Source organism: Sphingobium xenophagum NBRC 107872 (genome assembly GCF_000367345.1).
Classification (GTDB): Bacteria; Pseudomonadota; Alphaproteobacteria; order Sphingomonadales; family Sphingomonadaceae; genus Sphingobium; species Sphingobium xenophagum.
On the sequence record NZ_BARE01000045.1, the window covers coordinates 24,429 to 36,137 of the forward strand.

At 60.6% G+C, this 11,709-nt stretch carries 9 protein-coding genes; 4 read left to right on the forward strand and 5 right to left on the reverse strand.

What is annotated here, in order from left to right:
- Nucleotides 1–243: 243 nt before the first annotated feature.
- From SX1_RS17430 to SX1_RS17450, 5 genes are all read right to left on the reverse strand, one after another.
- Entirely contained in the window at nucleotides 244–1,179 is a 936-nt protein-coding gene (locus tag SX1_RS17430; RefSeq protein WP_026149875.1) for a DUF2493 domain-containing protein, read from the reverse strand.
- 318 nt (nucleotides 1,180–1,497) lie between these two features.
- Nucleotides 1,498–2,541 carry a DUF7146 domain-containing protein gene (locus tag SX1_RS17435; RefSeq protein ID WP_026149876.1) on the reverse strand — a complete coding sequence of 348 codons (1,044 nt, stop codon included), beginning with the start codon at nucleotides 2,539–2,541 and terminating at the stop codon, nucleotides 1,498–1,500.
- Nucleotides 2,542–2,552: 11 nt separating this feature from the next.
- Nucleotides 2,553–6,899 carry a strawberry notch-like NTP hydrolase domain-containing protein gene (locus SX1_RS17440; RefSeq protein ID WP_019054034.1) on the reverse strand — a complete coding sequence of 1,449 codons (4,347 nt, stop codon included), beginning with the start codon at nucleotides 6,897–6,899 and terminating at the stop codon, nucleotides 2,553–2,555.
- A 778-nt stretch (nucleotides 6,900–7,677) separates the two neighbouring features.
- Nucleotides 7,678–8,565, reverse strand: a complete 888-nt coding sequence (locus SX1_RS17445) for an ImmA/IrrE family metallo-endopeptidase (protein WP_019054035.1) — start codon at nucleotides 8,563–8,565, stop codon at nucleotides 7,678–7,680.
- Entirely contained in the window at nucleotides 8,562–8,885 is a 324-nt protein-coding gene (locus tag SX1_RS17450) for a helix-turn-helix domain-containing protein (protein WP_019054036.1), read from the reverse strand. The genes SX1_RS17445 and SX1_RS17450 overlap by 4 nt, the downstream gene beginning before the upstream one ends.
- 123 nt (nucleotides 8,886–9,008) lie before the next feature.
- Between SX1_RS17450 and SX1_RS23880 the strand changes: the two genes are divergently transcribed.
- The 4 genes from SX1_RS23880 to SX1_RS17470 all read left to right on the forward strand — a co-directional run.
- Nucleotides 9,009–9,242, forward strand: a complete 234-nt coding sequence (locus SX1_RS23880; RefSeq protein WP_081609979.1) for a DUF2188 domain-containing protein — start codon at nucleotides 9,009–9,011, stop codon at nucleotides 9,240–9,242.
- A 63-nt stretch (nucleotides 9,243–9,305) separates the two neighbouring features.
- Entirely contained in the window at nucleotides 9,306–10,496 is a 1,191-nt protein-coding gene (locus SX1_RS17460) for a nucleotidyltransferase domain-containing protein (protein WP_019054038.1), read from the forward strand.
- Nucleotides 10,493–10,948 carry a type II CBASS E2 protein gene (locus tag SX1_RS22895; RefSeq protein WP_019054039.1) on the forward strand — a complete coding sequence of 152 codons (456 nt, stop codon included), beginning with the start codon at nucleotides 10,493–10,495 and terminating at the stop codon, nucleotides 10,946–10,948. Before SX1_RS17460 ends, SX1_RS22895 begins: the two co-directional genes overlap by 4 nt.
- The coding region (locus SX1_RS17470; RefSeq protein ID WP_043145945.1) for an SAVED domain-containing protein at nucleotides 10,945–11,709 on the forward strand (765 nt) is incomplete at its 3' end. The genes SX1_RS22895 and SX1_RS17470, both read left to right, overlap by 4 nt.

Consider the following 11,709-nt stretch of genomic DNA (forward strand, 5'->3'; position numbering starts at 1 on the left):
CATACACGCGATGGGTTCACAAACGACTCGCCAATTTTAACGAAGATGAAAAGCGAACTGCGGATGATTTCAGTCTAAATCGAACTATTGGGACGGGCCCGTTGCTGCCCAGCTAGCGTCAAACTTCCGAATGGCAGGGTTCGGCGTATGCCGACATTGCACTTCGCACATGTGAGGGGAGCCACCTCACTTTCTGAAACTTAAACCGGCCATTCTAAGTGAGACTGGACGAAGCTAACGGTCTCACCGCTTCTCGCGGAAGTCCCAGAGCGGAATCCCCATCTTGCGGGCTTTGTCAGCCAAGTTGTCCTGAATGCCAGTGCCTGGAAAGACGACCAGGCCCACCGGCAATGCTTCGAGCATCCGGTCGTTGCGCTTGAACGGCGCGGCCTTCTTGTGCCGGTTCCAGTCGGGACGGAAGGCGACTTGCGGCACACGGCGCGTATCGGCCCAGCAAGCGGCGGCGCGTTCGGCACCGGTGGGCGTTGCTCCATGCAACAGGACCATGTCGGCATGACGCCCATGAACCCGGTCGAGGACATCCCAGATCGCCGAGTGATCGTTACAGTCGGGACCACCGGTGAAGGCAATACGGGTTCCTTCGGGCAGCAGCACGCGGGCATTCTCTCTTGCGCGTTTGTCGAGGAAGTCGCGGCTGTCGATGATGGCTGAGGTCATGGCCTTGCGGTTGACGCGGGATCCGGTGCGGGGCGTCCAGGCCTTGCGTGCGTGAATGCGGAATTGATCGGCGGCAGCTTCACGGAAGAATTCCATCGTGTCGCGGCGTTCGATGAGCGAGATGCCTTCGGCAATTTGGCGCTCAAGTTCGACCGAGCGTACTTCGCTGCCATCCTGTTCGCGCTGAAGGCGTTTTTGCGCCTGTTCATTGTCGTCGAGATCGCGTTCGACCCGCTCGCCGGCGCGGTGGAAGATGTTGACGACGTTCCAGAGCAGGTCTTCGAGATCGGGTTCAATGCGGGTGTCGATCAAAGCTGAGACAAGCCCGTCGAACATGTCGGCGACCGCGCCACCGGCAAGGCGGGCATCTGGTAGCGGCCTGCCATCAGGTTCGTCCTCGAAGGGCCGATAGCCGTAAAGCTGCATTTCCTGAAGGAGATAGGCGGTTGGGCCGAGTTCGGGGGTGGTGTCTTCAAGGGGAAGATCTGGGGCGCTTGCCATGATGGTCTCCGTGTCCTGAGCCGCGCCTCTCGCGGCCTTCGTGGCGACGACCAGCGGCGGAGGGCACGGGTCTGCACCGCGCGGAACGCGCGGCCGGAGCGCCAGCGGAGGATGGCGAAGCAAGGCTATTTTGTTTCGCGATGCAAAGGGGCGCAGCCCCGGCGGAAAATAGCCGCAGCGCAGCCATTGCGGTGCCCGTGTTCGCTGCCGTAGTCGCCCCCTCCCGAAGGCCGAGGGCGTGGCGACCTTCAAGGACCGGGAGAGGTGGCCATGCGGCCCACTTCCCTGGAAAATCCCCCGCTTACCGGCCAGCTTCGCTCACTCTTTGAGAAACCGCACGGCATCGGCGACGCTGAGCTGCACCCGAATGGCCGCTGCCAACCGCTCGTGGCCATAGGCTGTAAGGTCGCTGTTGAAATCGTCGAGCCGGGGTTCAAGCGGTATGACCGCAATGCCCAACGGTTCGCATCGCTCGGTCAAGGTCGACAATGCCGTTGCCCCGGCTGGATCATCATCGCGCGCGACATAGAGGCAGCGCAGCGCAGCAGGGAACTGGATGGCAGCGAGGTGGGCGGCCGATAGCCCTGCGATCATCGCCATGGATGGCAGCACCTGTCGCAGCGACAGCAGGGTTTCGAGGCCTTCACCGGCTACCATGACACCGTCCGCTTTGCCGAACCGGACGCCCGAGCCGAGCAAGTGACCCATGGCGCGTCGTGGATATGCGACAGCGGCTTTGTCGTAGGATTGTGGATCAAGCCAAGTGCGGTGAACCCCCGTGATAGTGCCCTCATTGTCGGTGACTGCAGCGATCATTGCGGGCCATGCCTCCCGCACACCAGGGACATCATCTTCAGCAGGCCGATAGTAACAGCGCGGATGGAAACGCAGTTGATCAATGCCGGAAAGATCGATGATCGACCGGCGACCAAGATAACGCGCTGCGATGCTGTTCGTGATCGGCTTTGAGGCGGCCCATAGGCGCCGGGCCGCTTCTGGTGTGCCGGTCGGCGCTTTGCGTATGGTCGGGTTTCGGGGTTTGGCCTCAGCAGGCGGCGGCAGACTCAGGAATTGGCGGGCTTCGTCGAGCGTTTCGCGCATGGTCTGGTGGGCACAGCTTGCGGCGATGATGTCGAGAAGATCGCCATGGTCGCCGCTTTGCGCGTCTGTCCATTTGCCTGCGCCTCCCCGGCTCTCGGTTGTCGCAGACAATCGGACGTAGAGACTGCGACCTGGCGAATTGTGAACATCGCCAACTAGCCAGTAGCGGCCTTCACGGCGACCATTGGACAGGTAACGACGGCAGACCGCCTCAGCTGAGGCGGCAAGGCGGCGGGCGATTTCAGTGGCGGGACTATCCACGCGGGGCTCCTTCAGGCGGCTTTGCGTGTCGCGATCCGTTGGATCGGAAACCGGTCCAGCAGCTTGGCGAGCACATCCACCCCGACAGCCCCTGTCGGTATGTAGAGCTTGAGTTTCCACGAGACGATCTCGGAGATCAAGCCCATTGCCTTCAATCGCTCGATGCCAAGATCATTGAAGCCAGTAAGTTCAATCCGCCAGTCATTCATGGCGCGGACGCGGGAGACCGTCTGATCTTCGGCCAGATGCAATTTGGCATCTCCGGCACACAGCATCGCCCAAGCATCGGCAGGCGCGACGGACGCCGTGTCGTGCTCAATCACCGTGGCGACCCAAGCGGGCGACACCTTGCGGCCGATGACGCGCTCGCCAGCATCGGTTTGCAGGCGGTAGACGCGGGTCGATTCATTGGGGAGCCGCCGCCAGATCGGCAGCAGCAGGCCTGAAACCATGTGCAGGGTCGAGGTTTCGAAATCGGGCAAGTCGGCAAGTTCGGCCTGCCAGACTTCGCTAAACCGCGCACGGTCCACCGGCTCCCAATGGCTGGTCGCGAACACCTCGGCGAGGATATTGGTCGCCTCCAAAGGCCGGACGAGGCGGATGCGCGGGTGAATGCCCCCATCATCGTCGATCAGACTGCGCGCGCGCAATTTGACTGCCGCGCGCCCGGAGCGGGTGTTGATCACGAGTTCGGCATCGCGATCCACTGCCATGGCCAGCGCCCTCTCGAGCACAACTGGCTCGATCCGGTCTTTGCGTTCGATGGTCAGGAGGTGGGTCACAGCTCCGGTGCCGGGATGGGTGTAGATGGTCTTGCGGTCGGAGACCGAGAAGCTTTCGGCACGCAGGGTTTCGAGGCCCATTTCATAGGTCCCGCAAGCGATTGCGCCTTCGACCCGGGCCGTCAGAAGGCCCTCGAAGGCCTCGAACAGGATATTCTGCATGGAAATGGTAAGCGCCAGCATCCGGTTGAGGAAGGTCGTGATGGGCGGAAGCTCGTCCTTGAGCCCGCCGTCACTGTCTAGCAGCGACAGGCCGGTGGCTGTTTCGAATTGCCCGAGCGAACAGCCATCGATCTTGCCGCGCACCAGCAATTGGTAAAGCTGGCGCAGGGCATCGCGGGCATAGTAGGATTCCAGATTATCGCTGGCGCTGAACATGTTCTGGCCGCCGGTTTGCCGCTGGCCGCGCGTGATCGCTCCGAGACTGTCGAGCCTTCGGGCGATCGTCGAGATGAAGCGCTTCTGCGCCTTCACGTCGGTCGATACCGGGCGGAACAGCGGTGGCTGCTTCTGATTGGTGCGGTTGGTGCGGCCAAAGCCCTGGATGGCGGTGTCGGCTTTCCAGCCTGCTTCGAGCAGGTAGTGGACGCGGCGGCGCTGGTTCTTCACGCCAAGGTCGGCATGATAGGATCGCCCCGTGCCGCCAGCCTCGGAGAAGACGAGGATGTGCTTCTTGTCATCCATGAACGCATGGGTTTCAGCAATATTGGCTGAAGCGGGCCGGTTTTCGACGGCGAAGCGCACCGAACCATCGCTCCTGGCGCGGGGCACAATGCGACGGGAACGTCCGGTCACCTCGGCAACCGCATCACTCCCGAAATGCTGGACAATCTGGTCAAGCGCGCCGGGCACAGGCGGCAAAGCGGCAAGCCGCTCGAGCATCGCATCACGGGCACGGCAGGCTTCGCGATTGAGGATGGGGTTGCCATCCGCGTCGAATGCGGGCCGCGACGCGAGATTGCCCTCGCTGTCGGTGAAAGGCTCATAGAGCTGCACAGGAAAACTGTGCGCGAGATAGTCGAGCACATATTCACGCGGCGTGATGTCCACGGAAACGTCATCCCATTCGTCGGTCGGGATTTCGGCAAGACGGCGTTCCTGCAACGCTTCGCCCGTCGATACGATCTGCACGACACAGGCGTGACCGGCCTCAAGATCGCGCTGCATCGCCTGAATGGTACTTGGCGTCTGCATTGCGGTGATCAGGTGATTGAAGAAACGCTGCTTGGCGCTCTCGAACGCTGATCGCGCTGCCGATCGGGCCTGTGCGTTCAAGGTCCCATGGGATGCACTCGTAACGCCCGATGCTTCGAGCGCCGCATCGAGATGGGCGTGAATGACCTGAAATGCCCCGGCATAGGAATCGTAAATCCGCACCTGCTCAGGGGTCAGTTGGTGCTCGAGCAGGTCATATTCGACGCCGTCGAATGACAAGGAACGGGCGGCATAAAGGCCAAGCGCCTTCAGATCGCGGGCCAGCACCTCCATGGCTGCGACGCCGCCATCCTCAATCGCGGCCACGAAGTCGGCGCGTGAGGCGAAAGGGAAGTCTTCGCCGCCCCACAGGCCGAGCCGCTGGGCGTAGGCGAGGTTCTGCACCGTCGTGGCACCGGTGGCCGAGACATAGACGATGCGGGCATTGGGCAGGGCATGTTGTATCCGCAGGCCCGCCCGGCCCTGCTGCGAGGCTGAGACATCGCCGCGCGCGCCCTTTCCGCCTGCGGCATTGGCCATGGCGTGCGCCTCGTCAAAGATGATGACACCATCAAAGTCATGGCCAAGCCATTCGACGATCTGCTGGACCCGGCTCGTCTTGCCGCCCCGCTCCTGCGAACGCAGGGTCGCATAGGTCGTGAACAAAATGCCTTCCGCCAGCTTGATGGGGGAACCCTGCCGGTAGCGTGACAAGGGCGTCACCAGCAGCCGTTCCTGCCCCAAAGCCGACCAGTCGCGCTGAGCATCCTCAAGCAGGCGGTCCGATACCGAAACCCAGAGCGAACGACGGCGGCCTTTTAGCCAGTTGTCGAGGATGATGCCTGCGACCTGACGGCCTTTGCCTGCGCCCGTGCCGTCACCCAGAAACCAGCCCCGGCGAAAGCGGACGGCAGCATCGTTATCCTCAGCCGCCGCCGAGACCAGATCCCATGTTTCGTCAACAGTCCATGCCCCTGCCAGGTGCCCGGAATGGGCCTCGCCAGCGTAGATTACGGATTCCAGTTGCGCGTCGGACAACACGCCGTCACCCAACAGGTGCTCGGGCAAGTGCGGGCGATAGGTTGGTTTGGGCGGTGCCACCGAGGCCATCGACGCCGATTGAACCAGCGGCGTCGGGTGCGGCAATGCGCCGGGAATGGCGACCGATTGAAGTCCATATCGTTCGTAGATGCTGTCACCGAGTTGCCCCTCGGGCGGAGCCCAGTCAGCAGTCGAATAGGTGAGTTCCGGCGCATCGGCATCGACCATGGGATTGATCGGGGCAGTTCGAGCAACCGCGCGGCTCACGGCCGACGACGGTGAAGCGCAATGCAGTCCTGCACCGGGCAATGGGGCAATCGGTCCGCGCGGCGGCACCTGCGCTTCGACCCATTTGAGCAAGGTCGCTGTATCAGGAGCGGTCCCTGAACTTGGAACGAAAGTCGTGGGATCGGACGCGGGCAGTTTGTCGATCACCGTCAATCGTGTGTCGATCGTCGTGCCGTGCTTGCGATAGACCTTGCCGTCGATGGCGGCGGTGAAGACCACACGTCCGGTCTCCTGCAACCGGATGAAAGCATCGCGCCATGCTGGAGCATCCGGAGAACAGCCAGCGCCGGTAATGACTACCAGCCGACCTCCATGCCCGAGCCGGGCCAAGGCGGAAGCAATGTGGCGAAGCGCGGCGTCCTTCATCGTCCGCTCAACATGCGCGACAGCCGAAAATGGCGGGTTCATGAGGATAACGCTCGGGCGTGCCGAAATGGGCAAGCGATCATCAATCGAGGCGGCGTCATGTCCGCTAACGGCCACGCCTGAAAACAAGTGCGACAGCAGCGCTGCCCGGCCTTCAGCGAGTTCATTCAGCACGAGCTGCGCACCAGCCAGTTCGGCCTGAATCGCCAACATGCCTGTGCCAGCAGAAGGTTCGAGCACAGTTTCACCTGCGCCAATCGAAGCAGCGACAACGGCCACGAATGATAGACCCGCAGGCGTCGAATATTGTTGCAAGGCCTGGCTGGTTTCAGAGCGCCGGGTGTGGGTCGGCAAGAGCATCGATACCCGATCAATCAGATCGAGGGCGCGAGATCGTGAGGCACAACGCGCCAAGATCGCCGGGCCAAAACGGCGCAGGAAAAGGATTTGTGCAACCTCACAGGCATCGTAGGCGCTCTTCCAATCCCATGCGCCTTCAGCGTCGGTGCCGCCAATGGCTGCCGTCATCGCATCGCGCAAACAGGCGGATTCAACGGGTCGCCCGATTTCGAGCAGGGGAAGAAGTGAGGTAGCTGCGGTCAGTAGCGCACGAGCCTGCGCGTCAAATGAACAATGCGATGCGAGCGACGCAGCGCCAAGCGCTGCGTCCGTAAGAATATGGGCCATTGGTGGGATCTCCGGGAGAGCAGGAAGGGCGGATGACGCCCGGACACTCTCTCTCAAACCCGGGCGGTTCGCCTGCTCCAGGCAAAGCTCTGCCTCGGAATTCAGCTACCCTACGCTGTTGGGGGGGCGAAAACCCCGTGTGGTCAATAAACGGTGTGCCAGTGCTTTTGCGGAAGGTTTCGCCAACATAGCTGTCGCTCCGGAGGGTCGGACCGTGCCATCGACAATCGCCGTTCGTCCACAGGTGACTTGGTGGTCACGATCGGGCAAGTCGCGAGCGCGGGCAATTGTTGCCTACATTGAGGGGCGCACGATCAAGCGACAGGCGAGTTCGCCCCCGGACCACTGAATGGCAAAGGCTTCGCTGATTTCTTTCCAATTTCCCGCAGGCTTACCGCCGCCGTGATTGGTACCGAGGCAAGAGCATTCGCAAAGATCGCGTTTGGCGTTCCAACAAGATTCCGCGCAAATCTCTGTCCGATTAAGTGGCTGAACAACATACACTCGACCATATCGCGTAACGCAGCGGCGAATGAGCGGTCCGAACCAGGCCATAGGAACTTCCCAATGGATCTTGCCGGTTTTTGGGCTGCGGACGCTCTTAGGATTGATTCTGCCGCACGCCTGAAGCCAGGCGCGATTGTCGACAGCATATGGGAGACGCACAAATAGGGGGGGCTCCTTGTGCGGTCGAAGGAGAACGGGGATGCCATGTTGGCCCCAGATTTCGCCAATTCGGCGGGTCGCGCCTTCTGGAATTCTCGGTGCGCGAACCACCCTAGCCACGCTGCATCAAATCAAAAGCATCGGGCTCCTCATCTGCATCCTCCCAAGGACGCCAGACCGTATCGCCGAGATGGATGAGTGAGATTGTGAAATCATAGTGGTCTGAGACAAGCGCGACTTCAGTTGAGGGTTCGCCGAACCAAGCCTCATCATGTTCGGCGACCAGTCTCCCTCCGCCAAAGCCTGCGGTCGCGGCGAGCGAGGAAGTCGGAACCTCAACAGGTGCCCGATTCACCGTTCTATAAAAAGCGCCTGTCTTGAGCGCGCTTTTACTGGAGCGCGCCCAGAGAATGAACCCGTCACGCGAAACAACGAGTACCGAACGGCGTTCTGCAAATTCGATCCAGCGCAACGTTGCCGCAATGAGCGACACCCCATAGCGTTCGCCGCAGGCAGCGAGATCGTCCAGTGTAGGCCGCGCCTTTGCTGGAATTTGGGTGCGGAAATCGTTCAGCGGCATTAGCAGGCCCGCAGCGAAGCAATTCGCCTGCTGCTCGATCTCGCGATATGCGGAGTCCCATCGTACCATGTCCTGCTGGCCGCACTCTATGCCGTCGGGATGCACGAGGCGGTGCAACAGATAGTGACCGAACTCGTGAGCGAGCGTGAAATTGATCCGGCCTTTTGAAGCGATCGCGTCGTTGTAAATGATGCCCCAACCCGATTTCCCCGTAGGGGCCCGGTAGAGGGCCCCGTCAAATCTGCCGAGGCTGGCGCCTTTAACCAGGGTAATAGCATCGCCGGCAAACCGGTGTGCGCTGAAATCGCGAGCAATTATCGGCACATCGACCGGAAACCGCCCTACGCCATCCGCATAGACCTGATCGAGCATCAGCGTGAGGTCCGCCGCCCAACGATTAGCGGACGGCGGATAAGTCACTCGTCATCACCCCACAGCTGGACCATCTGTCGGATCTTAGCTTTGGTCGGCTCATCCATCTTCTGATAGCTGCGGTAGAAATGGGCGTCGGCCGCATTTTCTTGAGAAGTTTCCCCCTGAAGCAGGAATTCTATGGTTGTACCGAGCTTATCAGCGATCTTCGCCAGCTTCTCGGCGGAAGGTCGAGGTGGGCTTTTGTTCTCCAGCTCCCAAATGTAGCTTTTGCTCGACCCGCTTTGCTCTGCGAGCTGATCAAGAGTCAGACCCTTCTCTTTGCGTAGATTGCGAATGCGGTCGCCTAGGGGGTTCGCGGATGCCATTTTTCTCCGGGCCGGGTTATGTTCGGACTAGGCGCACTTTAGCGCCTTGACAAGCAAACAGCAAACATTCAGTTTGTTCGGAGTAGCGATATAAACCGTATCGCCATTATTCAGGAGGTCAAAATGACCAAAGGACCGAAGTCCCACCATGTGGTACCGAACCCAGCTGGTGGCTGGGATGTAAAACGCGGCGGTGGGGAGCGCGCAAGCGGCCACTTCGACACCAAGACGCAGGCAGTTGACCGCGGCCGTGAGATAAGCCGCAACCAAGGCACGGAACTGCGCATCCATAATCGGGACGGCCGCATCGCTAGCAGCGACAGCCACGGTAACGATCCGAATCCCCCGCGCGGCTGAACCGCCGACTCGGATATCGCTACGGGGCCATCTCGAGCAGGCATCCGCCTTTGGAGATTATCAATGTTGCTTGATCATGCTGGGTTCGACCGCAAGGCGCGAATTGTAACCATCCTCGACGAAATGATGGGAGGGCTTGAGATCAGTCCTTCCCAGCGCGAACTTGCGCAGCAGCGCTATGAAGCTGTCGGCCGATGGCTTGCTTCCAGCGGCGTGTTGATGCTGCGGGATCTCTACATCTATCTTCAGGGCTCGACCGCGCTCGGGACGACCGTCAAGCCGATCGGGCATAACGAGCACGACGTCGATCTGGTCGCCCATCGTCCATCCTATGAGGCAGTCGAACCAGCTGTTCTAAAAAGGGCGATAGGCGACCGTCTGCGTGAGAATGGCAATTACGCTCCGTTGCTGGAGGAAATGCCGCGCTGCTGGCGCCTGGTCTATGCCAATGAATTCCATATGGATATCACGCCCGCGATACCAAACGCGCAGTGCTCGAATGGCGGCGAATTGGTCCCGGACAGGGCGCTTCGCCGCTGGAAGACTTCGAACCCGAAAGGCTACAAGCGCGAGTTTGAGCGCCGTGCCGCGCTCAAGCCCCAGTTCCGGTTGAACAAGTCTCTCCAGTTCGACGCCAAACGGGCAGACAAGAATGTCGAGCCCTATCCAGTCGCTACAGGCTTCAAGGGCGTGCTTCGCCGGATGGTGCAGATAGGCAAGCGGCACCGGGACATCCACTTTGTCGACCTGGATCCGTGCTTGGCACCAATCTCGGTTATCATCACTACTCTGGCGGCTTGGTCCTATGAGTATTGCGTCGCCGCGAAAGTGTATGAATCGGAACTCGATCTCGCCTGTGAAGTCGTCCGCTACATGCCTGCCTTCATCGAAGAGCGTAGTGTTGACGGACGGCGCCAGTGGTTCATCTGGAACGACACGACGGCCGGAGAGAATTTCGCAGAGAAATGGAATAAGCACCCCGAACGAGCGGAAGCCTTCTTCTCTTGGCATCAACGACTGATGGCTGATCTTGATGCCCTGAACGAAGTCGAGGGAATGGACAGGCTCAACAAAGGACTTCGCGACGCGTTCGGTGCCGCCCCGGTCGATCGTGTGTTTGGGCGGATCAATGAAGAGGTGGCGACGGCCCGGCGCAGTGGCTTGCTCGGCCTTGCGCCTGCCGCCGGCCTCAGCGTGGCAGCCACATCCGTGCCGGTTCGCGCCAATACATTCTTTGGCGCACCTCCGCGGTGATTCCGAACACGCCTCGTCTGCTCACTGCCGCCCAGCAGTTCGTGCATCTGCGGCATAATGCCACGTGTGCAGGTGAGGGCTTGCTGCACGCCGGCGGCCTGATCTGGCATTTTTCGATGCGGCCGACACCGCTCAGTCGGAACTATCGGGTGAGGCTCGAATATCACCAAGGGTTGGTACCTCGCGTATTTGTCGAAGATCCGGACCTAGTCCTTCTAGCTGACGGCCGTTCAATCCCGCATGTTTATTCCCAGAAACCGACCCGCCTCTGTCTCTACTTTCCCCGAGCGTTCGAATGGCAAGGCTGGATGCGGCTCGACGAAACGATCGTGCCTTGGATCGCTCTGTGGCTATTCTACTTTGAGGAGTGGCTCGTCTCTGACGACTGGAAAGGTGGAGGTGAGCATCCCGAGGTTGGCGTCCGCCGGCGGCCCTTCGGAAGGCGCGAATGATGGCTCGCGCAAAGGGCGTCTCCTCTCGGGTTCGCAACGCGATTTGGGCGCGTGCTGCGGGGCGTTGCATGTTTCCCGGCTGCAACAAGGATCTGACCGGTGATCTGATCTCAGGTCTAGAGAATCGCAATTTTGGGTTCATCGCCCACATCGTGGCGGATATTCCGGGCGGGCCGCGTGGCGATCCTCTCCGGTCACCGGCGTTGTGCAATGACCCGACTAATCTGATGCTTTTGTGCGGCGTTCACCACAAGGTGATCGACGTCGACCAGGTAGATGACTTTCCAGAATCTCGGCTCATCGCGATGAAGGCCCACCACGAACGTCGAATTGCAATCGCTGCTGATATCGATGGCGATCGGGCATCACATATCCTGCGTTACGCCGCCAATATCGGCCATCACCAATCGCCGGTCACGTATGAACAAATGAGCATGGCGATGCTCCCGGACAGGTACCCTGCGACCGGACGACAAACCCTCGATTTGGAAATGCTCGGCTGCACCATCCAGGATCATGAGCCGGCTTACTGGGCTTTCCACCGGGAGAATCTTGGGCGCCAGTTTGCGACTAAGGTTCGCGACCGAATAGAGTCCCGAGAAGTCCGACACTTGTCGGTGTTCGCCTTAGCGCCTCAGCCGCTATTGATTGAACTAGGCCGGCTCCTCGGCGATATTGTTGCGGCGGATGTTCGTCAGCTTCACCGCGAGCCTAAAGGTTGGCGGTGGGCTGGAGACGAGGCACCCCTGAAGTTTATCGGC

Excerpts from the sequence above, each read along its gene's own strand:
- SX1_RS17450 (WP_019054036.1), bottom strand. The coding sequence starts at position 8,885 with ATGGCATCCGCGAACCCCCTAGGCGACCGCATTCGCAATCTACGCAAA.
- SX1_RS17460 (WP_019054038.1), top strand. The coding sequence starts at position 9,306 with ATGTTGCTTGATCATGCTGGGTTCGACCGCAAGGCGCGAATTGTAACC.
- SX1_RS17440 (WP_019054034.1), bottom strand. The coding sequence starts at position 6,899 with ATGGCCCATATTCTTACGGACGCAGCGCTTGGCGCTGCGTCGCTCGCA.
- SX1_RS23880 (WP_081609979.1), top strand. The coding sequence starts at position 9,009 with ATGACCAAAGGACCGAAGTCCCACCATGTGGTACCGAACCCAGCTGGT.
- SX1_RS17430 (WP_026149875.1), bottom strand. The coding sequence starts at position 1,179 with ATGGCAAGCGCCCCAGATCTTCCCCTTGAAGACACCACCCCCGAACTC.